Below are 24,518 nucleotides of genomic sequence, written 5' to 3' on the forward strand. Positions count from 1 at the left end.
CGTGAGAGCATTTCGGGGTGTTTCATCCGGGTGAGGTCGTCGGCGGCCGTTACGTCGTGCGGGAAGCACTCGGCCAGGGGAATTCGGGTGAGGTCTACCGGGTCACGGACCGGGAGACCGGAGCGCGGCTCGTGCTCAAGATCCAGCTGGCTCGGTTCTTCGAGAACACCGCCGAATACGAGCAGTACGGCGAGGAAATCCTCAACGAGGCCTCCGTCGCGGAAGCGCTGAGCGATGTGCCCGGCCTGCTCCTGGCTCGCCCCGGTGGCGACCACGCCAAACGACAGTTCTTGGTCATGCCGGATGTCGACGGTCGCGATCTCGTGGCTTTCGCAGGTGACGAAGCCCCGGTTTCGTCCGCGCGGACGGCGGCGATTATCGCCCAGCTGTGCGACCCCCTCGGTGAACTGCACGCACGGGGCTGGGTCCATCGGGATATCAAGGCCGAGAACGCGCTCATCGCCCCTGACGGCCGGGTCTGGCTCATCGACCTCGGCAGCGCGATTCCCCGGGATATCGACGCTGGGCCGCAATGCACCCTCGGGTACGCCGCTCCCGAGGTCCTGCAAGGTTCCCCCGCCACGGTGGCCTCGGACGTGTTTTCACTGGGGTGTCTGCTGTTCAAGCTGGCAATCATGGACCTTCCTTATGACAACACGACGGGGCTTCGGCCGGTTCCAGGCCTGCCGTTCCCGGACCGGCTGGGTCGCTCGCTCGAGGCACTCGCCCCGGAGCTGCGCTCGGTGGGTCTCCGCATGATCGAGTGGAATCCCGGCGACCGGCCGCACGCCATGGCCGAGGTCGCCGGTGAGCTGGCCCGACTCCTCCCCGACCCCGCCACCCCGGCCGGGTCGTGAACCCGACCCCGTGCTCCGGTACTGGCTGGTGCGCCACTGGATTGCCTCCTAGACATTCGCCAGCATTTCGGCGACCCGGTCGGCGCCGGACGTGTCGCCGAGCTCGTGGTACAGATCTCGTGCGCGGTGTAACGCCTGCTCGCTTTCGTCGGTGCGGCCGTCGAGCCGTAGTACACCGGCCAGCAGCACGAGCGTTTTCGCTTCGTGACTGTGCCGGGTCAGGGACCGGTAATGGGAAATCGCGAGGTCGTAGTTCGCCGCAGCTCGTGACCAGTCCCCGCAGTCCGCATGGACGTCACCCAGCAGGACCAGGATGGACGCTTCGCCGTTCACGTCACGGATATGGGCGAACCGGTCCCGCGCATCGGAACAGGCTTCAACCGCGCGGGCGTGGTCGCCCTCAGCGAGCGCGACCCGCGCGATGCCGCCGAGCGCGTCGGCCTCGCCGAGTTCGTCGCCCAGCTGCCGAAACAGGGTGCAAGCCCGGCCGTATGCCGCACGGGCCATCGAGTGTTCTGACCGGCCAAGATGGATTTCTGCCAGCCCGATGTGTCCATACGCGAGGCCACGGACATCGCCGGCTTCCTCGCTCAGCCGAACCGCATGCCGTTGCGCCCCTTCGGCCAGCGGGTACTCCTTCATGTTCCATCGGGAGCCCCCGAGCATGCGGTAGACCATCGCCTGGTCGGCGAGGCCAGCGACGCGCTTGGCGGCATCGGCCGCCGTACGCAGGTAGCGGTCGGCGTCCGCGAACCTGCTCCGGCGCCACTGGTACGTCACGAGCGCTACGGCCAGGAGCCAGGTGTGCTGATCGGCTCCAGTTTCGGCCGCTTGGCGAAGTGCCGCGGTGATCGTCGGATACTCGACGTCCAGCCACTCCATCGCGTCCCGTGCAGTCGGCGGTACCGCCACCTTGCCGATAGGGGACGCGGGGATCGGCAGCTGGCGGCCGGGCACAAGGGCCTGGTCGCAAGCCGCCACGTGCTGGAGGAGGTAATCGAAAACGGCCGTGGTCGCTTCTTCGGCCCTGCCCGGAGGTAGCAGGCCGGTCAGCTCGCGCCCGTAGTCGCGGACCAGGTCATGCATCGCGAACCGCCGGTGTACCGGCTCCTCCAGCAGGTGCGCCGCGACGAGTTCCGCGATGTCGGCTGCGCAGTCCCGGCCCGCGAGGTTCGCCGCCGCGTCCGAACTGACCGTGGGGCCCGGGTGCAGGGCGAGCAAGGCCCACAATTCGACTGCGGTGCTGGTCAGGCCTTCGTGGGAGTACGACAGAGCGACCCGGACGTCCAAGTCCGTCTCGCGGCCCGGGGAAAGGGTGTCGAGCCTGGTCTTGGTTTCCCGGAGCGCGTCGCGGGTCGAGCGGACTTCTTCGCTGGGGTGCCTGTGCAACCGCGCCGCGACCACGGCCAGCGCCAGGGGGAGTCCGCCGACCAACTCAGCGATCTCTTCGACCAGGTGGCCCGCGCGGCGCATCCTGTCCGCACCTAGCGAGTTGGCCAGCATGGCGATCGCGTCGGGCCGCTCCAACGGCTGCACGGTGAGAGGATGGGCTCCCTCCCGGGCGATCAGGCTTTCGAGGCGAACCCGGCTGGTGACGACGACGGCACACCCCACCCCCGGGAGCAGGGGTCGGGCCTGTGCGGCATCCCGGGCGTTGTCGAGCACGACCAGCAGCGAACGGCCGGCAGTCGCGGAACGGAACGCCGTGATCAGCCCGTCGAGGGTTGTCGTCGGTGGTTCAACATCGAGATCCTTGAGAAATCTGGTCAAGATCTCCTCGGGAGCCTCGGGAGACGTCGCGCCGAAGCCGTTGAGGTCCGCGTGCAGCGTGCCGCCTGGGAACGCCTCGTCCATCCGATTCGCCCAGCCTCGCACCAGCGCGGTCTTGCCCACCCCCGCCATGCCGGACACCAGAGCGATCCGTGCGTTACCAGGCTCGGCACGTACGAGAACATCGTCGAGTTCTCGCAGTTCCGCGTGCCGCCCGACCAGACTCGGCTGGTAAGCGGGTAGCTGCCGGACAACCACAGTGCGCGGCGGAGCTTCAGCGGGGTGCGGTGCGTACCTGGCTTGGAGTTCGGCCAGCCGGCCGTCGGGATCGCCGTGCTTTTGGAGGTGCCGGGCCAGAAAAGACCCTGCCCGGGCCCCAGATTCGGCTTCCGCGATGACGCCAGACGCGAGTGTCAGTATCGGAACGTCGTGTGGCCACCGGCGAACCGCGTCGTACATAGCAATCTGGAAACCCCTGAGGTCACCGCATTCCGATGTCGCCTCGAGGAAGTCGAAGGTGGCCGCACGCCGCCGATCGTCCAGGTACCGCTGTTCCTGGCGCAGATCGAACTTCTCCAGATCCGCATCCACGAGTGGCTCGGACCGCCATTCGTCAAGCGCGCGTTGAAGGCGTTCCGCCCGGCCATGGCCCTCGAGCCGCTTCGCCTCGGTGACTCCGCTCGTGAACCGGATGAAATCGACTGACCAGCCCGAGAGATCGATCATGCACTGCAGGTTCTTGTTTTTGGGTTTGACGTCCGACAATCGCTCTTTGAGTGCTCGGCTGGCCTCTCGGACGCTGGCCAACGGAACCCGTTGCCCTGGCCAGAGTCTGGAAACGATCTCTGATTGGTGCAACTTGTGGTTCGGCGCGACAACGAGAAGGGCGAGCAACGCCTTTGCGAGCGGCGACGAGATATCGACCTCACGGCCGTCCACGCGCACCACCAACGGACCCAAGAGGTGGATTTCCATCAACCCTACTTTGAATCGGAAGGATTTATTCGGGAGCGTGTCGCAACCGAACCGATACCAGATCCTCGCACCGCTCCGCGGCCAATGGCCAGCGAGCCAACCCACGTTCGACCCACGTTCGACCCACGACCTCGGCGGATGGCCCCCTCCGCTCGCCTGCCACGATGGCCTGGCCTGCGAGGATCCCCCGCAGGAAATAACCAGGAATCGAAGATCGAGGAGAACCAGGTGCAGAAGAACCGTCATCTCCGGGGTGCCGCGCACCGAGCTGGCAGCGGCGGCCGCCGGCCGACCTGGCCGCCCCGGCGCCCCAGTCGCCCGACAACGACCCCGGCCCATCCCCGGCCGACGTCGTCCCGCCGGGCCGCTTGAGCGAACTGGGACCGGGTTTGCCGGGTCGGTCGCCGGTTCCGGCGACCGACCCGGCGACTCCTCCGGGGACGCGGACGACCAGTCGGTCCCGCGGTGCGGCGCTACCGACTAACGACCACGCGAGCATGAATGGTCGCGGTCGCATTGCTGACCGGCCTGACTTCCGAGTTCTCGGGTCCGCCTGGCGAACCTGGCCCATTCGCGTCGCGGGGCCCGATTCGACCAGCCGGACAAGACTACGCCCGCTGTTTCCTTAGATATTGCAGCACAGCCCGGAACACCCGCGGTCAGTGCCGGCTGTGATCACGTATCTGTAACGCTCCAGCTGCCCGAAGCAGTCACCTGTGTCACCCCGCCGCCCGGCGTACAGAGGCGATCGCCGTATGGGTGGCCGCGTTGGTCCATCGCACCACTGCAGCTGACCAACCCGGAAAACCTTCCTGGTCACAGCGCGAGCACGCTTGTCCAGAGCAGCAACCGACGAATGTCCGCACATCGGCAGAGGCGGATGTTCATCGACGAGCGGACCAAGGTGGCCTGGGGCTGCTCCCAGAAGTACGAAGAGCTCACCGGGGCAGCGACTCTCGACAGGGCCGTTCGCGGCCGTTGACCTGCGGTTTGATGCAATTGAGGTACGTTGAGCACACTTCGAAGAGCCCATAGGTGTGAACCAAGGACGACATAGTGCGCTGGCCCGCGGAAATGAGATTTCCGCAGGTCGGTACGGGTCCATTCAAAGCAGTTACTAATGAGTTCGGAAGTAGGTCGAGTCAGGCGGTGATGTAGGCCAGGTTCGGGTCGTGGAAGAACCCGCAGATGAGTGCGGGGAGTTTCTGCAGGCGTCGTAGGGCCCCGGTGGCCTTCGTTTTCAGGTCGTCTTTGCTAGTGACGCCGGTCTTTCCGATGCGGTCGTGTTTGACGTTTTTCCAGACCCATTCGTCGGGGTTGAGTTGTGGGGAGTAGCCGGGCAGGAAGAACAGTCGCAGTCGGCCGTCGGTGCTGGCCACGAACTTGGTGACGGCCTTGGCGCGGTGGCTGGGGTGCCCGTCGACGATCAGGAACACCGGTCCCGCAGCGTCGGTGAGTAGCCGTTTGCAGAACTCGATGAACACCGTGGCGGTCACGGTGCCGTCGTGGACCATGAACCGCAGCGCGCCCTGGGCGGATACCGCAGACAGCATATTGATCGAGTAGCGGGCGCCGGTGTTCGCCACGACCGGGGTCTGCCCGACCGGCGCCCACGTGGTCCCGGCGTGGTAGTCCGAGCGGATTCCAGCCTCGTCAGCGAAAAACACTGTCGCGCCAGCCTTCTTGGCTTCGGCGCGAATCGCGGGGAACTGCTCGGTCTTCCAGCGTTCCACCGCGTCGGGGTCCTGCTGGTAGGCCCGGTGCAGTGGTCGCTGCGGGGACAGACCCATCGTGCGCATCAGCCGGCCGACGCTGACCACACTCAACCTCACCCCGAACTCGCGGACGATCACCTCCCGCACCATTTCCCTTGTCCACAAAGCAAACTCGAACGACAACTGCCGCGGATCCACACCCACAATGAATCCATACAACCGCGAGATCTGCGTCGGCGACAGCCTCGGCGGGCGACCCGGTACCGCCTTGGCCTTCAAAGCACCGTGCCCGCCCTCGCGAACCTTGGCCAGCCACCCATAGACGGTGTTCTTGTGGAACCCCAGCGTGATCGCCACCTCCTCCGGATGCGCACCCGCGGCAACCTGCTCAACAGCCCGCATCCGCAGCACCTCGAGAGTCTTATGATCCAGCTTCCGGCCATCGTTATCGCGCACACAAGAATTCTCCCCCACAACCACCGGAAAACCTGGGACATCACCCGGCGAGTCTCGACTTACTTACGAACTCCTTAGTAACGTACGTTCAGGACTGTTCAGCGCATAGGTCTGCTCCCGATTTGCTCCCCGACCGTGCTCCCCGGGCGGACGAACCAGCAGCCACGACCGGCTGAACGCCGTGGCACTCGGCACAACGGAACCTTCGATTCGCGCCGGCAGCGTCGGTCAGCACGGCGCGGACCCGTTCGGCGATCGACCGTGTCTTCGGCGGCTGGTGACACCTGGCTGGTCTGGCGGAGCGGCCACGTCAAGACGTGTTGCGGCGGATCGTGTTCGAGGGCGGTGGCGGCGGCTTGGCTGGCGGTGATCGTCACCAGCTGCGGCACTGGGGATTTGCAGTCCCGAGTCCCCGGCGCGGGCGGCTGGATTCGCTTTGACTGACGTGATGGTTCCCCAGGGCGGTGCTGGACCGCCCTGGGGGACCTCGTTACGCGTTGCTGGGTCAGTGTGCGATTTCTTGTGGTTGGGTTTTATGTGAAGGTGACTTGGGTGGTGTTGGTGGCGGCGTTCCAGGTGATGAAGCCGTGTTGGAAGTCGCTGCGTCGGCCGCCGGGGATGCTGTATTCGTCGCTGGTGGGGTAGCCGAGGCGGCCGGCTTCCCAGCCGAGGGAGGCCCAGGTGTCACGGATGGTGCCCACCACGGCGTGGACGCCGGTTTGGGGTGTCCAGTAGATCGACGTGTGGTTGGTGAAGTGGTTGTAGCGGCCGATCCCATCGGGGGTGGTGGATTCGTCGGTGGTGGGGTAGCCGGGTCCGGTTTCCCAGCCCAGCGCGGCCCATTTGTCGCGGATCGCGCCCTGGATTTCGTGGGCTCCGCTGCCAGGGCTCCAATAGATGGAGGCACCGGCAGGCAGGCTGAAGTGGTTGTAGCGGCCGATGCCGTCGGGTGTGACGGATTCGTCGGTGGTGGGGTAGCCGATGGCCTGTTGCCGGCCTAGCGCGGTCCATTTGTCGCGGATCAGGCCCTGGATCTCGTGAGCTCCGCTGCTGGGGCTCCAATAGATGGATGCGCCGTCGGGGAGGCTGAAGTCGTTGTAGCGGCCGATACCGTCGGATGCGCCGGTTTCATCGGTGGTGGGGTAACCGATGCGGGTTTCCCAGCCGAGGGCAGCCCATTTGTCGCGGATCGCGCCTTGGATTTCGTGGGCCCCGGTGGTGGGCGACCAGTAGATGGAGGCACCGCCGGAGCGACTGAGGTGGTTGTAGCGGCCGATACCATCGGGGGTGGCGGATTCGTCGGTGATGGGGAGGCCCAGGGCGGTGGGTCCGCCGAGTTGCAGGTAGCGGTCGAGGATCGGGCCCTGCATGTAGCGGGCTCCGGTGGCGGCGGAGTAGTAGATCGCGCCGTGCTCGTAGTTTTGTGCGGTGCCGCCGGTCACGGCGTATTCGCCCCCTACGGGTGCACCAAGAACGGAGGCTGTTCCGCCGAGGTCGAGGTAGTGCGCCACGATCGGGTCATTCACCTGCTGGGTCAGCACGTCATGCAGATCGTCGATACGCGTTTCGGTGGCGCCGGTGCGGGTTTCGGTTTCGCCAAGGCACCCGCCCTGCCACGAGGAGTGGTTCAGCGCGAGGAGTTCGGTCTGGCCGTTGGTGGTGCGCCAGGCGGGGCCGCCGGCGTCGCCTTTGCACGTGGTGGGCCTAGTAGTGCTGCTGATGGTGAGGGTTGTGGTGTCGAGGGTGTCGACGGTGACGGTGGCGAAGTGGGGTTGGTCGGGCACCCATTCGGTGGCGGTCCGGCCGTATCCGGCAATGAAGATGCCGTCCCCGGCTTGGGGCGGGGTCGTCGCGAGTGGGGCGATGGTGACGTCGGTGACCGGGGTGGCCAGTCGAGCGAGCACGATCGCCCGGTTGGGTTGTGGGACCAGCGCGGTCACCGCCACCACATGACCATCGGTGCCAGTGGTCAGGTTGCTGCGCCCGAGAGTTGCGGTGGTCGCTTCCGTGGGTGCGGCATACGGGGTCGCGTTCGGGAAACAGGTACTGGAGGTCAGCACCCACTGTGTTGCGACCAGCACCCCGCTGCACGCCCCGTGGGTGTTGCTGAGTTTCACCACAGCCCCGGGCCCGGACGTGGTGGCATCGCCAGTCACCGCCCCAGCCGGTGGAGCGAACAAGGCAGCACTGCACAACGCCACAGCCACGGCAGTAGCGCCAAGATATCTTCGCGAAAAGCCAGGCATGAAAAACTCCGTGAGAGTCAGATAGTTCCGGTCAGGGTTAGGCGGAGGCTGCCACCGAGACGGGCGACCGCCGCCAGTGCGGTGGCGCAGATCTTGCTGGACATGTTCAATTCCTCGTAAGAGCCGAGGCGTTGAAACGGCTGCATGGATGATCAGGCTCTGGCTGTTTACGACTATTAAGGCTCGCTCAACTGGTGGTGGTAAGCGTCAGCAGTGTGGTGGGCTGGTGGGCCGGGTTGGCACGGATGCCGACCGGCGTGCTGCCAGTGAGGTTGACTGCGACGGTGGTGTGTGCCGTCGTCAGTGGTGAGCTCCGCGGTGACCTTATGGCCGGCTCCTACGGCCATAAGGTCAATACCTTACTCCGAATGCGCATTTTTCCTCGCCCAATAAGAGTAGCAATTACTAACCGGTCAGCAGAGGAGATCCGTGCAGGATTGGGCAGTATTACCTAAAATAGACACGATATACCTCTCATTTCATTTGCGTCAAGTTCTCGGTAGTGCTCCGGTGTCCAGCCCTGCCAATACAACTGTACAAATCCGTATGACATTCCTACCTACTTCGGAAAGAGAAACACATTGCCGTCGCCGAGCCACTTCCTGGCGATATCGAGCGCCGGAGGATGGACGGGCTGTCGGTCTCGGGCCGACGAGTTCCGATGGTGGTCGGTCACTGTGCCAGGGCGAGGATGTCGTCGGTGTCGTGGGCGAGGAAGTCGTCGAAGGGAACCAGTGTCGACAGTTCGGGGTGTCGGCGTGCGATCTCGGGCCGCAGCACCATCAGCTCCGGTACCACGGTCACCGGTGTGGGCCCGCCGGTCACGATGTCGTCCAGATCGGTCTCCAGCGACGGCCCCCACCGGTCAACGACCAGGCCGACCGCGGCCGGCCCGGTCGCCCGAAACTCAGCCAGTATGCGGCGGATCACCGTATTCTGCCCGAGCCGGTAGACCGGACCACCGAAACCATCGAGATCGTAGTCCTCGACGACCACATCAGCACCGACCTGGCTCAGCAGGCAGATAACGCTGGCCTCCTCCTCGGTGTCAGTCAGCCAGTACTGGAAGGTGAACCGCTTCTCCCTCAGCCCGGCCATGGCCGCGAGCACGCCGTCTCGCGTCATCTCGACCTGCTCACCGAGGGTTTCCCACTCCCCGCTGAGCGCCGTGATCCGGCCGGTACGGGGATGACCCAGCACCATCCCGGTCGCCGCCAGCGAGTCCACCCGCCGCAACACCTGCTCCGGCGTCCAATCCCGCCGATACAACCGCACAAACCCGTCTGTCATCCCTACCTACTTCGGAAAAATAACAACATTGCCGTCGCCGAGCCACTTCCTGGCGATGTCGAGCGCCTCCTGCGGAGTGCCCTCCTCAAAGTATGCGAGGGCCCGCACGCCGTCCCGGTCGGCCCCATACTTGAGGATCTTCATCTGAGTTGGCAGCTTCTCCAATTTCTCCATCTTGCCGGGCCCGCCGACCGCGATGTATTCGCCGTTCGGTCCGAACACGTCCACCCCGGTGCTGTTGACGTTCGGCATGATGATCTTAAAGTCTTGGCCGTCGTTGGTGAGCTCCTTGGTGCGCCTGCCGCCCACCAGGTCCGCGACCTTCTGTTCCCTCTCGTCGCCGAGTTTGTTCCCGGCGTTCTGGGAGAGGTTGTTGATGTCGTCAGCCATGCCCTGTATGCCCTGCTGGGCCATGGCCAGGCCGCCGATCATCTCGGTGATGCCGGCGTAGATCGCGGGGCCCGAGGTGAACACGCACGCGATGGCACCGGCGATCGCGCCGGCGATGCCGCCGGGCAGCGCACCGATACCGGCGAAGGCCGCGCCGCCGCCGGCGCCGACCGCCGCACCCCCGCCGATCTCCTCGGCGCACATCGCGATCGCACCGCCGGAGACCGCGGCGCCGCCGAGCGTGGCGCCGATGCCCGCCGCGGTCTCGGCCAGGTGCTGGATGAGCGCCATTAGCTCGCCCGCGTGGTCGCGCACGTAGTCGAGCGTGGCGCCGGCCATGGTGTCGATCATCGCCAGCAACTGGTCGGCGGCGTCCTTGAGGGCCTGCAGCTCCGGGTGGTCCGCGATGGCTTGCGCGACCGCGTCCCGGACCTGCTGGACGGTGCCGCGCATGTCCATGACCTGCTGCTTGGCATCCTCCTCGGCCTGCTTGACACTGACCGCGTTGTATGCGTCGGCGGCCGCCTGGCTGGCCTCGGCGACGTCCTTGCCCGCCGCGTCCGCATCGGCTTTCGCCTGGGCAGCCGCCGCACGGGCCTGCGCGGCGTACTCGTTGGCCAGCGCAGCCGACTGCGACGCCTGCGCTGCCGACCGCTGCGCGGCCTGCGCCGCAGCCTGCGCGTTCGACGCGGCCCACCGGGCGGTCACGGCCGACTGCGCCGCCCGCGACGCGGCCTGATCGGCCTGGTCGGCGGAAGCCCGGGCGTCGTCGGCGTGCTGCCGGGCCTCCGTCGCGGAATCCTGCGCGGCCTGGGCCGCCGCGGCGGCATCGGCAGCCGAACCGGCGGCGTTGGCCGCGTACTCGGCGGCCAGCGCCGCCTGCTGGTGCGCCAGGGCCGCGGCCTCCTGCGCGTTGGCGACGTAGCCGTTGACCTGGGCGACGTGCTGGGCGGCGTCGGCGTCCCGCCACGCGGCGCTGTACTGTCCGGACTGGAGGAACTCGCGGACGTAGGTCCACGGCCCGGACAGCGCGGCGTTGGCCGCGGCCTTCACCTCCGGCCCGCCCTTATCCAGAATCTTCTGGACGGCGATCCGGTCGTCGTTTTCGGCCGCTCTGAACTGGCCGGTCTTCAGGAACACGGCGACGTCGTCTGGGGTGCCCGACAGCGCCTGGTTGGCGGCGTCCCGGGTGGCCGGCCCGCCGACCGAGGAGATGCGCTGCGCCTCGAGCCGGTCGTTGGTGACCTTGCCCTCGTAGTCGCGGGTGGTTAGGAATTGTTTAACCTGGTCGTAGCCGCCCGCGGCAGCGGCGCCGGCCGCAGTGCGCTGGGCCGGCACCAGAGAGGCGCCACCCACGATGCTGAGGCTGAGCCGGTCGTCCTGCTCCAGCGCCGCAGAAAGTCCACTTTGGACGAACGCGGTCAGCTCGGCGTCCGTTCCGGCCAGCGCTGAGCTCGCCGCGTCGAACACCTTGGGGCCGCCGGTGTGCATCAATTCGGCGGCCAGCTTCCGGCCGTCGATGATCGCCGTCGCCGGCGGGGTCGACGGGTCCTTGGCCGCCGTCAGCAGGCTCTCCGCCTTTTGGTCCAGCTGCTCCGGCTGGCCGGCGGTCCAGTGCGGGGCCACCGTCTTGGAGTCCTCGGCCTGCTTGGCGTCCTGCGCGTCGCGCATCGCCTGGGACTGCTGCTCGGCCAGCCGCTCCGCGTCCGCGCGGCGGGCCAGGTCGGCGGTGTTCTTGGCCTGGTCGGCGGCCGTCTGCGCGGCGTCGGCGGCGTTCTTCGCCTCGGTCGCGGCGTCCTTGGCCCGCTGCGCGGCACCGGCCGCGTCGTCGGCCGCCGCGACCGCGGCGTCGGCCGCCGCGGCGGCGGCGTTGGCGTGCGCGGCGGCGTCCAGCGCGGCCTGCCGCGCCTGGCCAGCCCAGGCGGCGGCGTCGTTGGCCAACGACAACGCGGCGCCGGCCGCGCGGCTCGCCTCGTTGGCGTTGCGCTGGGCCCGAGCGGCGGCGTTGCGCGCCTCGGTGGCGCTGGCACCGGCCTGCTGCGCATAACCACCGGCCTCCGACGACGCCTGCGCGGCCGCCGCGGCATCGTTGGCAGCTGCCGCCGCAGCCTGCACGGTCAGGGCGACGGCGTGCGCGGCGTCGATGGCATGGGTCAACGCGTCGGCGGCACTCTGCGCACCGTTGGCGGCGTCCCGAGCGTCCTTCGCCGCCTGCGTCGCCTTGTCAGCCTGGTTCCTGTCCGTGGCCACGGCGGCTGCCGCGTTGCGTGCGTTCGAGGCGGCCCGGCCGGCCATGGACGCGGCCCAGGCGGCTTGGCTGGCCGCCGAGGCAGCCTCGCGAGCCGCGTTGTTCGCCGCGTTGGCCGCGTTGATCGCCGTCTGTGCGGCGCTCGCCGCACGGTTGGCGGCGTCGGCCGCCCGCGAAGCGGCCTGCGCCGCCTGCTCGGCCGACCCCTGTGCGGCGCGCGTCTCTTCGGCGGCGGTCTGCGCGTCGGCCTTTGCCGCCGCGGCGGCAGTCGCTGCCTGGTCGGCCGCGTCCTGCGCCGCCTGCGTCTGCTGCGCCGCACGGGCCTCGGAGCTCTGCGCGAGGTCAGCGAGCTGAGCGACCGTCGCGGTCTCCTGGTCACGCTGCAACGCGACCTGGTAGCCGCTCTGGAGAAACCAGCGCACGTCGTCCGGGCTGGACGACAACGCCCAGTTGCCGCTGTTCTTAACCTCGGTTCCGCCGTTGTTGATCAGCAGCTGGGCGGCGATCCGGTCGTCCATGTTCTGGGCCTGCTGGTAGCCGCTGCCGAGGAAGGCCAGCTGGTCGTCGGGCGTGCCGTTGAGGGCGGTGTTGGCCGCGCGCTTCACGGTCGGACCGGTGGCGGCCGACTGGATCCGCGAGATCTGCACGCGCAGGTCGGTCTGCCACGCTTGCTGCCACCCGCTCGCGAGGAAGGCACGCACGTCGGAGATACCGCCGCTGAGCGCCGTGTTGGCCGCGTGCTGCGTCGCCGGCCCGCCGGTGGAGATCATCTGCTGCACCGCGACACGGTCGGAGATCTCCTGCATCCGGCTCAGTCCGGTAGCCAGGAAGGCATGCACGTCGTCATCGGTGCCGCACAGCGCGGCCTCGGCCGCGCGAGAGATCACCGGACTTCCGTCACGCATCAGCGCCAGCACCTGCTGACGCTCCGTCTGCTGCGGTGTGTCCGCCGCCGCGGCCGGTGCCGCCACGAGGCCGACGACGAGCGCGAACGTCATCGCCGCCGTCAGAGCGGCCCGTAGATGTCTGATACCCATATATGCCCCAGTGCTCCCTTTCCAGGTCCGCAGAGGGGATGACGGCAGGAACCGTCGGCTGTCGCGTAGACAGTCCCTCTATGCCAGCCAACGGAGACCTTAAAACCCTTACCAGTCCGAGCAAAAGGTCCAAACAGCCCAAACAAGTGCTCTTTCGAATCACGTTGACCGGACCACATAAGGGAAATATGATCCAAACGTCTTCCCCTGGGGTATGTCGGGTGGAAAACGGAGCTCGCTGTTCGGCGACGCTCGTCCAGCCCTATCAACACCAAGGAGAGCAATCTGACATGCGTACCCGCACAACGCTGATCGCCGCCTCCGTCGTCGTCGGCGTCGCCTTGATCTCCGGCACGGCTACTGCGATCACCAGCGCCCCGACCGTCAACGCGGCTTCGGACGGCGACCAGCCCAGCATCGTCGAGGACTACAGCTATCCCGGCGCGGACAAGGTCCTGCAAGACCGTGGCATCACCCTGATCAGCGGCGACGGCCACATCATTCTGGTCAACTGCGTGGGTCACACCGGTGTGATCGAGGTTTACTCGGACAACAGCCCGGACGACCACAGCACAGACCCCGGCCACTACTGCTTCCAGGTGAGCGGTCCGACCGGCGACCTCAAGCTCCAGATCCCGTATGCGTTCCAGGCCAAGGGCGACGACCAGGACGCCCACAACGTCCAGGCCACCGTCACTATCAACGGCACGCCCAGCACCGTCAACGTGGACAAGCACGGCTGGACCGGTTTCGGCGAAGGAGCGGGCCAGGACCCAGCGACCCTGGTCGAAATCAAGGTCACCGGTTCCTGACCGGATCACCCGGCCGACTTGACCGCATCGTCCCCTGTGGACAGCGGCCGTTGCGGTCGGCCCCCAACGGGCCGAGCACGGTGCGGCGGCCGTCCGGCGTGAACAGGTAGGCGTACCCGGACAACGCGGAGCCGATGTGATGATCTGTTGGGTGGTTTGAGCCGGAAAGATGTTGTGCTCCGCCGACGAGCGAAGATATTCACGCAATGCGAGGTGGTACGGAGTAAACGGGCCGTTGGGCAGCTCTTCCGCCAGATAGGGTGCGCAGCTTTCGAGAGCGTCGCAGACGGTCGACAGCGGCAGTCCGGAGATCAAAGCCCGCTGGTGTGGGGTGGATCCTTCGCCCCGGCTCTGCGTCAGCAGCCCGAGCACAGGACGGATCGAGTCCCGCCACCGGTCGCGTCGTAGCGGGTTACCTCGACCTCGAGCCGGTCCCGGACCGCGGCCCCATCGACTTGTTCCGAAGCGACACCGTCCAGCGATGTCGCCATCGCCGTGCGACCACCCGCGTCCGGGCTCTGAACCGCGAACCCCTGGACGTGCAGCTGTCCAAGGACTCGCCACGCCAGCGTCAGAACTTCCCCGGGCGAGGTGTCGTCTTGACAGCTTTCTCGATCATCTTCAGAAACTGCTTGTGCCGCTCACGCACCGGCTTGGACCAGCGGCCATCTACATCCATGGAGGCTTGGAACGATTCGGGGTCAGCATGGGCTCCCGCGATGTCGCACACGATCGTGAACTGCTCCCACTGATTGGACCAACCAGCGGCCGCGACCGAGCAACCTGATGGGAATCAGTGTCGAACTTCTCGACCTCGGCGAGCAGCGACCCGACGAGCTTCACCGTCTCGCCATCGCTCTGGACGAAATTGGGCGTGGCTCGACAGGCCACCGGCGAGCGTTACCTCGACTGCCTCGTCGCCACACTCGACAACAAGGTCATCGACTGGATGCGCCGGACCGGTCTGAAACGACACACTTCGCACCGGCAACTCAGATGCCTCAGCCCGCCGGCCCGGTCAACATGCTGGCCAGGTAGACCATCGCGACGCGATGCCCGAACGAGACCCCTCCACCACCGGTCGCATAGGTGCTCGAACCCCGCTCAGCCTCACCGGCAACCTCCCCGCCGGACTTACCGCCCACATCCTGAGGAGCAGCAGCCCGCGCAGGCGTTCCCTCACCCTCGGACCCAACGGCATCGTCTGGGCCAGGCGCAACGGGGTCGTTCATGTACTCCTCTTATGACATCGTGCTCGCATGGCCGGACGACCGACCGTCGCGGTGCGCCGCGAACGGTGCAGCCCTAGGTATTGCATCTCTACACCTTGTCGACGCATACCGATAGTCATCGCGTCGTGAGCAGACGTCACGGCACTCAGGCTGAGGGCGGCTCATCCGACCAGGGCTTCGAAGATGCAAGAGCCTTCCGCCGTCGCCGGGTCGCTGCGACCGCTCATCGGCAGAAGAGTGCGTTTGGGAGCTTCCAGACCGGCGTCAACGTCGACCGCTCCCAGAAGTCCTAAGTGCTCACCTGAGCCGCGGCCGTCACGCACGTCCGTTCAGGGCCGTTGACCTGGGCTTCGGTGCAGTTGAGGTCCGTTGAGCGCAGTTGGAAGAGCCCATAGGTGTGAACCAAGGACGACATATCGCGCCGACCTGCGGAAATACGATTTCCGCAGGTCGGCGCGGGTCCATTGAGAGTCGTTGAGCGCAGTTCAGGACTGTTGTGCGCATGTATTTGCTCCCAATTTGCTCCCCACGCTGCTCCCCTGCTGCGTATATCGGCGACGCTGTGTCGACTACCGACCCGGCGAGATCGCCCAGCGTGATCTGTGCTTCCCCGCAGTCAAGATCCCGGCCGGCGACGGCACGAGCAGAGTCCTACATCGTCGCCACGGCGATGATCGACCGGTTTGCGCACCACGCCGAGGTCCTCGCGTTGACCGACGCTCGAACCGACACCGCCACCGATCAGCACGCGGCGCCACATCCGTCGACCACTGTGCCGATAGCCTCTCGAACATGCCTGCCAGCCCGAGCCGCGAGCGATGGAACATGATTCCCCGAGCTGCTGTTCCGGCTGGTATGCGAGTGGGTTGTCACCGCTTCTCCCCGGTCGCCTCCCCTTTGCCCCAGAGGACGACTTCCCCCTTCACCGGACTCCTGGGGAAGTCACCCCCCAGCATCCGGATGAGGAACTCGACCATCCCGCAGTCGTAGTGGCTGAACGTGCCGTCGGTGTTGTCGTACACGAGCACCGGCCAACTGGCCGGGTCCTCCCCTGTGGCGTCCCAGCAGAAGAGGTCAGCGTCGCCGGAGACCCCCCAAGTGATCAGGTAAGGGGAAGTCCCTTCCAGCTCGGAGGACTTGAAGGAGGTGTCCTCCCACATGTCCTCCGCGTTGCCCGTCTCATCGACCATGCCGTCCCAGCCAGCGTCGTCCTTCGGCTGCGGTCCGACAATCGACAGAAAATCCTGAATGGTCCCGGCGCCATACACCTCGATGAACCGCTGGTAGTCGGGCGGAAACGGCCGCTCCCACGACCAGGCCATCGACTCCCAATCAACCGGCGTCCCACCGTAACGCGGCGGAGACATCAGCCTCATCAGGACGTCCACGTCAGCTGCCGAACTCATCATTACTCCGTCCCGGTCACGGTGTGCCCGCACTCGGAACCGGACGGTGGTGAAGCCGTCGCGCATGCCCGCCAGGTAGCATGGCAGGAGACGTTTGACCGGTTGGCGGACGAGCGCGCCGTGCCGGCCCGCGACGGGCCGTTACTCCTTCTCCCAGGTCGCCTCCCCTTTACCCCAGAGGAGACCTCCCCCTTCAACGGACTTCCGGGGAAATCACCCCGCAGTATCCGGGTGAGGAACTCGACCATCCCACAGTCGTAGCGACTGAACATGCTGTCACCGCGGTCGAACACGAGCACCGGCCAACCGGCCGGGTCCTCCGCGGTAGCGTCCCAGCAGAAGATGTCGGCGTCGCTGGAGACGCCCCAGGTGGTCAGGTACGGAAAAGTCCCTTCCAACTCGGGGGATTTGCGCGTGTCCTCCCACGTGCCCTCCGCGGTGCCCGTTTCCTGGACCATGCCGCCCCAGCCGGCGTCCTCGAACGGCACCTTCGGCTGCGGTGCGAGGACCCCAGGAAGTCCTGAATGGTCCCGGCCCCGTACACCTCGATGAACCTCTGGTACTCAGGCGGGAACGGCCGACCCCACGACCTGGCGATCTGCTCCCAGTCGACCGGTGTCCCGTCCTGCTGTGGCGGCGGCATCAGCCCCACCAGGACGTCCACATCGGCTACCGAACTCATCCGTGCTCCTTGCTCTGCTTGACGCCGAGGAATTGACCTCCGGCGATGCAGGTGGTGGCACTGGTGACGACACGGATTGACTGCGGTGATTGCTGCTCGACCCGGCAGTGCCATAGTCGCTCCTCAGTCATAGGCGTCGCCGGGGCTGGAGAAGTCCGGCCGCAGCCAATACCAGTAGCTCCCTTGCCCATTCAGAAGATTCTCAAGCAGTTCGGTGAAACTGGCCGCAACGATCGGAGAAGAACCCATAATTCCATGTACTTCATGGAAGCTGTCATAACATCTCCCATTCCTCTCGACCGAAAGATCAATGCTCACATACTCACGGTCAGGCGTCGCAGCAATCGTGTACCAAGAGTCTGAGATGTCATCAGAAAACCGCTCTCCTAGAATCACCAAATTCGACTCAAGAAACTCTGTAGACGAAACTACGGAAATTTCATATTCAGCACCTCGAAAAAGGTTGACACCTCCACAAACCTGGTAGAAGTCGATTAGGCCCGCAGGCAGTCGGTGTTCGGAACGAATTGTGGGCATCCCGGTCGGCGGGTGAACTACGCAACGATCCGACCGGGACACCCTTTCGACAAGGTCCCGCACTGCCATCGATCATCTCCTCATCTGTCATGGAAGATTATAGATGTCCAGCAACTCCGGATTCGACGGGTGTTTGCGATGACGACACGCGCTCGTGAGACAATGAGTGTTATTCAAAACCCCAGGTGATTGAGAAGTGATCAGCTCGGGTCGGCCGGTGGCTGAGGTTGCCCGGGATTTGGGAATCAACGAGGGAACGTTGGGTACCTGGGTGAACAAGGCGAAGCGCGACGGGGCGTTCAAGGAGAAGCCGCTCAAGGTGAACGAGCGGGCTCGGCTGAAGGAGTTAGAGGAGGAGAACCGCCGCTTGAAGATGGAGCGGGATCTGTTAAAAAAGGTGCGTGTGGTTTGCGAGCCAGAGCCAGTGAAGTTCGCCTTCATCGAGAAAGTTGATGAAGACGATGAGCTGTTTTCATCCTGGTCTGGATGTGTTGGTGGGTAAGGGTCGTAGGTCACGGGTTGGCCGATCATCGGCGTGTCGGTAGCAGCGCCCTACGCCGCAATTCTCGGCTTACTAAGGGGTTCGTAAGTAAGTTGAGAATCGCCGGGTGATTTCCCGGGTTTCTGGTGGTTGGTGGGGGAGAATTCTTGTGTGCGTGACAATGATGGCCGGAAGTTGGATCATAAGACTCTCGAGGTGCTGCGGATGCGGGCCGTTGAGCAGGTCGCGGCGGGTGCGCACCCGGAGGAGGTGGCGATCACGCTGGGGTTCCACAAGAACACCGTCTACGGGTGGCTGGCCAAGGTTCGTGAGGGCGGGCGGGACGCGTTGAAGGCCAAGGCGGTGCCGGGCCGCCCACCGCGGTTGTCGCCGACCCAGATCTCCCGGTTGTATGGATTCATCGTCGGTGTGGATCCGCGGCAGTTGTCGTTCGAGTTCGCTTTGTGGACAAGGGAAATGGTGCGGGAGGTGATCGTCCGCGAGTTCGGAGTGAGGCTGAGCGTGGTCAGCGTCGGCCGGCTGATGCGCACCATGGGCCTGTCCCCGCAGCGACCGTTGCACCGGGCCTACCAGCAAGACCCCGACGCGGTGGAACGCTGGAAGACCGAGCAGTTCCCCGCGATCCGTGCCGAAGCCAAGAAGGCCGGTGCGACAGTATTTTTCGCCGACGAGGCCGGAATCCGCTCGGACTACCACGCCGGAACCACGTGGGCACCGGTCGGGCAGACCCCGGTCGTGGCGAACACCGGCGCCCGCTACTCGATCAACATGCTCTCCGCGGTATCCGCCCAGGGCGCGCTGCGGTTCATGGTCCACGACGGCACCGTGACCGCCACGGTGTTCATCGAGTTCTGCAAACGGCTACTCACCGACGCCACGGGACCGGTATTCCTGATCATCGACGGGCACCCCAGCCACCGCGCCAACGCCGTCACCAAGTTCGTGACCAGCACCAACGGCCGCCTGCGACTGTTCTTCCTGCCCGGCTACTCCCCACAACTCAACCCCGACGAATGGGTCTGGAAAAACGTCAAACACGACCGCATCGGCAAGACCGGCGTCACCAGCAAGGACGACCTGAAATCGAAGGCCACCGGGGCCCTACGGCGCCTACAGAAACTCCCCGCTCTCATCTGCGGGTTCTTCCGCGACCCGAACCTGACCTACATCACCGCCTGACTCGACCTACTTCTGAACCCATTAGTAACTGAGGCCGATCTGGCAGCGGCACAACGCGTAAGTGCCGAAGTCGTCGTCGAGCCGCTCTGGACCGCCACGGGATTCCGCATCCGGATCCCACACAACGACCGGGTACTCGCCATCCTCGTTCTGCTCCGAGCTGTCCAGGCAAATGATGCCACCCATCCCGTCATATTCGATGACCAGCAGGCTTAGCGGAAAGCGGTTGTCCTCACGAGCGTCCAGGGTCTCGGACACCGTGCCATACAGCCGATCACCACCCGTCGGCGTGCGGTAGACACCCATGATCTCTACACCGCCTGCTTCGCAACTGCCCAGCTCGGAAATGAACAACCGGTAGGACGGCGGGAACGTCGCCGCGAGCGCGGCCTCAGCGCGCGCGATGTCCTTCTCGCTCAAGCCACCGGTGAAGTTGCACTCGCCCGGATTACTCCGGATTAGTTCAACGAGCTCCCTGACCGAGTCGATTCCGCTCATGACTTACTGAGCTTCGTGTTTTAGAACTCCTAACAGAATGATCTTGGGATGGTATTCATCGGCTGTCCCGTAGATTGATCATCGGTGTTTGGCGCAGGCTCGATCATGGCTTCCCCACGCGTGACAGCCGGTTTAGACGTGGATGACTGCTCGGGTGGAGGCCTGGAGGATGTCGCCCAGAGCCGTGCGGGCTTGGGTGAGGTCCGCTATGCGGGAGTCCAGCTCGGCGTACTGGGTTCTGAGGTGGTCGAGAACGCAGGCCTGGAGCTCGGTGCCGTCGCCGACGAAGCAGGGCATGAGCTCGCGGATGACCTTTGTGGGGAGCCCAGCGGCGAGCAGGGTGCGGATACGGGCGACTGTGGCGGGGGCCTCGGGATCGTAATGGCGATGGCCGCCCTCGCTGCGGCGGGAGGTGAGCAGACCCTGGGCCTCGTAGTAGCGGAGGAGACGGACGGCCACGCCTGTTTCGCGGGACAGCTCCCCAATCTTCATGTGACCCACCTCATAGAACATCGGCTTGAATCTGACACCAATGTTACATCCTAACGTTGATCACATGACGACGACTTCGACTGCACCAGCGCCCGTTTCGCTCTACGGATTCTTGACCCCCAAGCCCGGACAGGCCGACGAGTTCAGGAAACTCCTGATGGACCTCGTCGAGCCGTCTCGAGGGCACGAGGGCAGCCTTCAATACCACCTCCACGAGCAGGAGGACGGCAGATTCTTCCTCTATGAGGTCTGGCGTTCGCAGGAGGACCTCGACCGGCACAACGCAACCCCACTGCTGCGCGCCTTCATGGACGAACTGCCCAAGCACATCGAAGGAGCGCCCGAGGCCTACTTCGGCACGATGAGGAGTCCCTATCCGGCCATCATGGCCTGACCGGGCTCGCAGCAGACTCGAAAAATTCCTGACGGAGTCAGAGTTTGGCCAGTCGGCGCCAGCAGATGATGCCGCAGGCCAGGCTGACGAAGGCTTCGTGGATGTCATCGCGAATCTCCCAGCGGATGCGCAGCCGGCGGAACCAGTGCAACAGCGCGAAGCTTTGCTCGACCACCCACCGATGCACGCCCAATCCCGAACCATGCTCGACGCCACGCCGGGCGATGACCGGAGTGATCCCGGCAGCTCGGACCTGCTTGCGGTACTTGTTGTGGTCATAGCCGCGGTCGGCGTAGATCGCATCCGGTCGCCGGCGTGGTCGTCCTCGCCGACCACGTACCGGCGGCATGGCCTCGATCAGAGGCATGAGCTGGGTGACGTCGTTACGGTTCCCGCCGGTCAGCGACACCGCCAGTGGAATGCCGTGCCCTTTCGGTGATCAGATGGTGTTTCGAGCCTGTTCGGGCACGGTCGACCGGGCTCGGACCAGTTTTGGGCCGCCTTTGAGGGCGCGTATGTGCGAGCCGTCGATCACCGCCTTGGACCAGTCCAGCGCGCCGGCGGCATGCAGTTCGGCCAGCAACGACTCGTGCAGACGCTGCCAGACTCCCGCCTGGTGCCAGTCGCGCAGGCGCCGCCAGCAGGTCATGCCGGAGCCGAAGCCCAGCTCCTGGGCAAGAACTCCCACGCGATGCCGGTGTAGAGCACGAACAGGATACCCGACAGGACCTTCCGGTCGTCCAGACGCTTGCGGCCGGCGTGATCGGCGCGGCGTGGCACGACCGGCAACAACGGCTCGATCCGCGCCCACAACTCGTCCGGCACGATCCACGGTGGCTGCTCGCCCTTCCTCACGCGCTGATCAACCCCCAAACGATCAATGCTATTCCTAGATCATTTTGTTAGGAGTCCTTAGGGCTTGCCACCCAGGGGGCGCCTCAACCTCGAAGGTTGTATCGATTTTAGTGCTGCTGCTTGCACCGTTTGTGGGGGCTGTGGTGGTTTCGGCAACATCGCCGAGTCGACCTTTCTCGGCCAAGCGCACTTGGGTGGGAAGCGTTTGGAGCTCGGCGAGGAAGTTTTCGTAGTCGGCAACCCGGCTGAGCGGATCGACGCTGAGCTCGTACGTGCGTCGCAGGCGAGCTATACCTGCACGGATGATGTCGCCGGCTTTGGTGTCGTCGGTAGCGGCTTCGACGCGCTTGAGCATGGTGCTGGCTTTGTCGCGAACGCAGCCAGTCGGGTGATCTTCGGCGAACGCTTCGATGATCCGTTCGACACGTTGGTCACGGCGAGTGTCTTCTTCCCGCTCTCGAGCGAGGCGGAGTGTCTCCGCCAGCTTGTTGAGGAGGGCCTTGTAGTTCGCGTCGAGGGTATCCGCACCGTCGGGCGGGGTGTCGTCATGTTCGTGTTCGGCCAGATACGCGAGTAGTTCTTTTGCGAAGCCAGCTTTGCCAATGCGGGTGTCGAAGGCAGCGGTGAAGGCCCCGTCAATGGCGTCCCACATGGAGTAGTTCGAGCCGTTGATCCCGGCTTTGATTTCCTCGTCGACGAGCTTCAAGGTGTCGGTTTCGGGTAGCCCGAGAAGGTGTTGTGCGTAGCGTCGTGCAGCGATGCCGGCGAGATTGAGCGGTACGAGGTCTTCGGGCTCTTCGATGGTCACGCCTTCCTCGGCCTTGACGTGGGCCTCGGTGGCCCAATCGCCGATCATGACCACGAGGTCGTTGGATACCGTAGGGCGGCCCCTGGCTCCACCCTTCTTGATCTGTGCCTGGGCCTCCTTGCCGGCCTTGTCGCTGTCGAGGAGGACTGCGCACGCGGGCTTGAACTGGTCGCGGCCTCGGGCGAGGTAGAGCATGTAGGGAACGTTGGAGCCGCCTGGGACGAGGGTGACTTGGTTAAGGTCTAGACACTCAGACGGTGGCGTCCCAGCTCGTCGTAGGCGGGCGTTCATTCCTGCGAGGAGCACTTGATCGGAGATGCCTTCGATGAACAGGTTATCGCCGCCGATGAAGGCGGTCTCGGCGACGAAGGCTCCAAGTGAGGTGCGCAAAGGCTCATAGTGGTTCTGGGTCGCGTCCTTGACCAAGCGGGTGCCTTCGTCGCGGGTGCCCTTGTCGACGACTCGGACCCTATGTCCGGCGTTGCGGTTGACGAGAAACGGAGAGTGGGTGACGTAGACGACCTGATCCGTCCGGTCTGAATCTTCGGGGTGAGCGTGGTCTTCGAGTACGCGGAGGAGATCTTGTTGTCCGAGGGCGGATAGGTAGGCGTCGGGCTCATCCATGAGGAGCACTTCGGGCCGGTCGGTTGGCCGGTCGTGGGATCGCAGTTGGACGTAGTAGCTGAGGAAGTAGGTGAGTCCTCGGCTGCGTTCGGTGAAGGAGTAGTCGGTGCCAGTGCGGTCCCGGATAGTGAAAACGAGTTCGTGCTCGCGCGGAGAGACGCGCAGCTGGAAATCGGCGTCTTGGCTCCACCACCTCGAGATGTTGAGGTGACGGGCGATGGACTTGTTCATCTCCTGAATCAGCCCATTGACCAGACCTTCGCGTTCGTCAGCAATCGCCTCGTGGAGCTCGGCGAAGCTGGACTCCTCGATATGAGCGACCTTGGTCAACAGGAGTCGGCCGAGTTCTTGACGCTCGTGCTCGGCAGCATCGATCTCGTTCAGGATGGTGAACAGGGTTGCGGCTTGAGCTGTGATGGCTTCGGCGGTGTCGAGGCCTATGAGGGACGAGAGCAGCTTGACGCGCTTGCGACGGCTGGCTAGCGGGCCAGCCCTGTTCGCCAGGGCGGCTATAGAGACCGAGTCGGGCAGATCTACCTGTGTTTTGAGGTGGAACGCGTGAGGCAGGAGTCCCTCGACAGCAGCTCGCTGTTCGTCGCTGAGAGTGACCCGTTGTTCGTCGCTGTTAAGGACGTGCACGACTGTCGGCTCCGGTCTGAGCATCAGGAGCTGGCCGTTGGCGAGCAGCGGGACATCGGCGTCCGTAAGGGCGTCGACGTCTGCGTCGGCGAGTACGAACGTTGCCCCTACTTCCGGGAAGAGGCGCTGATCCCGCTCTACCGAGAACAGGGATGAGTACCGACAGAAGTCGCGCTTACGGAGTCCCTCGCCGGTCAGTACGATGTTAATAGCGTCAAGCAGGTGCGACTTCCCAGACTCGTTGGCGCCAACCACGGCGGTGATATCCGATTCGAGCGGCACGCGGACGTGAGGTAACCAGCCATCAGGCGTGCTCTGCCAGTCCTTCTTCTCCGAGTTTGGATGGGCTTTGAGTTCGTAGTCGTAGTTGAACGACTTGTAGAACCGGATCCAGACCTCGCGAATTCGCATTTCAGGGCTCCCACGCCTCGGAAGGTTCGTGCAGCTGAGTAAATCACGTTGGACCGACAGATCATCTAGTAGGCGCGGTGAGATCACGGCCGACATCAACCCGCTGGTGGGAACGGTGCGAGCGATACACCCACAGTGCGCTGGTTGGACTGTCAGCCATGCTCAGACGTTCTCACCGGCCGCCCAAACTCTCTGCACCGAATCTCGGGTGCCGCACATCTCAGCGAATCGAAGGATCACACCGCCACCTGATCTATCGCTCTCCCCCTGCCGGACCGATGGGTTCGGGCGAGGGGCGCAAGATGCTCGGTCAGCGGCAGCCCCCCGGTCATGCTGTGCCCTGGCGCGCAAGGACGCCACCGGCCAGGCTACCGGATCGACGATCTATACACCGGCGATCTCGTTTGACGCGCCCTCCCTGCCGCGGTTGACATCCCACACGTCCCGGCTCAGGACAGAAGAA

Annotated in this window: 17 protein-coding genes and 1 pseudogene; 6 read left to right on the forward strand and 12 right to left on the reverse strand. The window is 65.1% G+C overall.

Annotation, left to right across the window (positions count from 1 at the left end):
* Positions 1-17 precede the first annotated feature (17 nt).
* Positions 18-857 carry a serine/threonine-protein kinase gene (locus tag A3CU_RS0139910; RefSeq protein WP_027946941.1) on the forward strand — a complete coding sequence of 280 codons (840 nt, stop codon included), beginning with the start codon at positions 18-20 and terminating at the stop codon, positions 855-857.
* Positions 858-905: 48 nt separating this feature from the next.
* On the opposite strand, the gene A3CU_RS0139915 is transcribed toward A3CU_RS0139910, so the two are convergent.
* On the reverse strand, positions 906-2,885 hold the full coding sequence (locus tag A3CU_RS0139915) for a tetratricopeptide repeat protein (protein ID WP_169739747.1): 1,980 nt from the start codon (positions 2,883-2,885) through the stop codon (positions 906-908).
* A 42-nt stretch (positions 2,886-2,927) separates the two neighbouring features.
* Between A3CU_RS0139915 and A3CU_RS53760 the strand changes: the two genes are divergently transcribed.
* Positions 2,928-3,332, forward strand: coding sequence for a hypothetical protein (locus A3CU_RS53760; RefSeq protein ID WP_169739748.1), 405 nt, complete (start codon positions 2,928-2,930; stop codon positions 3,330-3,332).
* 1,412 nt (positions 3,333-4,744) lie between these two features.
* Here A3CU_RS53760 and A3CU_RS0139925 read toward each other — a convergent pair.
* The 4 genes from A3CU_RS0139925 to A3CU_RS55325 form a co-directional block, all read right to left on the reverse strand.
* On the reverse strand, positions 4,745-5,791 hold the full coding sequence (locus tag A3CU_RS0139925) for an IS630 family transposase (RefSeq protein WP_211246641.1): 1,047 nt from the start codon (positions 5,789-5,791) through the stop codon (positions 4,745-4,747).
* Positions 5,792-6,306: 515 nt separating this feature from the next.
* Positions 6,307-8,019, reverse strand: a complete 1,713-nt coding sequence (locus A3CU_RS55505; protein WP_342668963.1) for a trypsin-like serine protease — start codon at positions 8,017-8,019, stop codon at positions 6,307-6,309.
* A 672-nt stretch (positions 8,020-8,691) separates the two neighbouring features.
* Positions 8,692-9,309 (reverse strand): hypothetical protein, encoded by a 618-nt coding sequence (locus A3CU_RS0139940; protein WP_027946944.1) that lies wholly within the window; start codon positions 9,307-9,309, stop codon positions 8,692-8,694.
* 6 nt (positions 9,310-9,315) lie between these two features.
* Entirely contained in the window at positions 9,316-12,984 is a 3,669-nt protein-coding gene (locus A3CU_RS55325; protein WP_052373015.1) for an ALF repeat-containing protein, read from the reverse strand.
* A gap of 290 nt (positions 12,985-13,274) precedes the next feature.
* On the opposite strand from A3CU_RS55325, the gene A3CU_RS0139950 reads away from it, so the two are divergent.
* Positions 13,275-13,796, forward strand: coding sequence for a hypothetical protein (locus tag A3CU_RS0139950; protein WP_052373016.1), 522 nt, complete (start codon positions 13,275-13,277; stop codon positions 13,794-13,796).
* Positions 13,797-15,897: 2,101 nt separating this feature from the next.
* Here the strand turns inward: A3CU_RS0139950 and A3CU_RS0139965 are convergent.
* From A3CU_RS0139965 to A3CU_RS53255, 3 genes are all read right to left on the reverse strand, one after another.
* Entirely contained in the window at positions 15,898-16,434 is a 537-nt protein-coding gene (locus A3CU_RS0139965; RefSeq protein WP_043844193.1) for an SMI1/KNR4 family protein, read from the reverse strand.
* A 2-nt stretch (positions 16,435-16,436) separates the two neighbouring features.
* Positions 16,437-16,922, reverse strand: coding sequence for a hypothetical protein (locus A3CU_RS0139970; RefSeq protein WP_027946947.1), 486 nt, complete (start codon positions 16,920-16,922; stop codon positions 16,437-16,439).
* A 317-nt stretch (positions 16,923-17,239) separates the two neighbouring features.
* Positions 17,240-17,722 carry an SMI1/KNR4 family protein gene (locus A3CU_RS53255; RefSeq protein WP_156960797.1) on the reverse strand — a complete coding sequence of 161 codons (483 nt, stop codon included), beginning with the start codon at positions 17,720-17,722 and terminating at the stop codon, positions 17,240-17,242.
* Positions 17,723-17,849: 127 nt separating this feature from the next.
* Between A3CU_RS53255 and A3CU_RS55000 the strand changes: the two genes are divergently transcribed.
* Together A3CU_RS55000 and A3CU_RS0139980 are read left to right on the forward strand one after the other, a co-directional pair.
* The gene (locus A3CU_RS55000) at positions 17,850-18,155 is read left to right on the forward strand and encodes a transposase (RefSeq protein ID WP_063628986.1); all 306 of its coding nucleotides are present in this window, start codon (positions 17,850-17,852) and stop codon (positions 18,153-18,155) included.
* 132 nt (positions 18,156-18,287) lie between these two features.
* Positions 18,288-19,334 (forward strand): IS630 family transposase, encoded by a 1,047-nt coding sequence (locus tag A3CU_RS0139980; protein ID WP_211246634.1) that lies wholly within the window; start codon positions 18,288-18,290, stop codon positions 19,332-19,334.
* A gap of 21 nt (positions 19,335-19,355) precedes the next feature.
* On the opposite strand, the gene A3CU_RS0139985 is transcribed toward A3CU_RS0139980, so the two are convergent.
* Entirely contained in the window at positions 19,356-19,832 is a 477-nt protein-coding gene (locus A3CU_RS0139985) for an SMI1/KNR4 family protein (protein WP_027946949.1), read from the reverse strand.
* 132 nt (positions 19,833-19,964) lie between these two features.
* Entirely contained in the window at positions 19,965-20,324 is a 360-nt protein-coding gene (locus tag A3CU_RS0139990; RefSeq protein WP_027946950.1) for a MerR family transcriptional regulator, read from the reverse strand.
* A 64-nt stretch (positions 20,325-20,388) separates the two neighbouring features.
* Here A3CU_RS0139990 and A3CU_RS0139995 point away from each other — a divergent pair, with 64 nt between their 5' ends.
* Positions 20,389-20,718 carry a putative quinol monooxygenase gene (locus A3CU_RS0139995; protein WP_027946951.1) on the forward strand — a complete coding sequence of 110 codons (330 nt, stop codon included), beginning with the start codon at positions 20,389-20,391 and terminating at the stop codon, positions 20,716-20,718.
* A 37-nt stretch (positions 20,719-20,755) separates the two neighbouring features.
* Here A3CU_RS0139995 and A3CU_RS51990 read toward each other — a convergent pair.
* Positions 20,756-21,546, reverse strand: a pseudogene (locus A3CU_RS51990) (IS5 family transposase).
* A 61-nt stretch (positions 21,547-21,607) separates the two neighbouring features.
* On the reverse strand, positions 21,608-24,055 hold the full coding sequence (locus A3CU_RS49120; protein ID WP_052373018.1) for an ATP-dependent nuclease: 2,448 nt from the start codon (positions 24,053-24,055) through the stop codon (positions 21,608-21,610).
* Positions 24,056-24,518: the final 463 nt, after the last annotated feature.

Origin of the sequence: Amycolatopsis taiwanensis DSM 45107 (genome assembly GCF_000519205.1) — a bacterium.
Lineage (GTDB): Bacteria > Actinomycetota > Actinomycetes > Mycobacteriales > Pseudonocardiaceae > Amycolatopsis_E > Amycolatopsis_E taiwanensis.

Coding starts and splice junctions, on each gene's coding strand:
- A3CU_RS55505 (WP_342668963.1), bottom strand. CDS start 8,019: ATGCCTGGCTTTTCGCGAAGATATCTTGGCGCTACTGCCGTGGCTGTG.
- A3CU_RS0139940 (WP_027946944.1), bottom strand. CDS start 9,309: ATGACAGACGGGTTTGTGCGGTTGTATCGGCGGGATTGGACGCCGGAG.
- A3CU_RS55325 (WP_052373015.1), bottom strand. CDS start 12,984: ATGGGTATCAGACATCTACGGGCCGCTCTGACGGCGGCGATGACGTTC.
- A3CU_RS0139950 (WP_052373016.1), top strand. CDS start 13,275: ATGCGTACCCGCACAACGCTGATCGCCGCCTCCGTCGTCGTCGGCGTC.
- A3CU_RS0139965 (WP_043844193.1), bottom strand. CDS start 16,434: ATGAGTTCGGCAGCTGACGTGGACGTCCTGATGAGGCTGATGTCTCCG.
- A3CU_RS53255 (WP_156960797.1), bottom strand. CDS start 17,722: ATGGCAGTGCGGGACCTTGTCGAAAGGGTGTCCCGGTCGGATCGTTGC.
- A3CU_RS0139985 (WP_027946949.1), bottom strand. CDS start 19,832: ATGAGCGGAATCGACTCGGTCAGGGAGCTCGTTGAACTAATCCGGAGT.
- A3CU_RS0139990 (WP_027946950.1), bottom strand. CDS start 20,324: ATGAAGATTGGGGAGCTGTCCCGCGAAACAGGCGTGGCCGTCCGTCTC.
- A3CU_RS0139995 (WP_027946951.1), top strand. CDS start 20,389: ATGACGACGACTTCGACTGCACCAGCGCCCGTTTCGCTCTACGGATTC.
- A3CU_RS49120 (WP_052373018.1), bottom strand. CDS start 24,055: ATGCGAATTCGCGAGGTCTGGATCCGGTTCTACAAGTCGTTCAACTAC.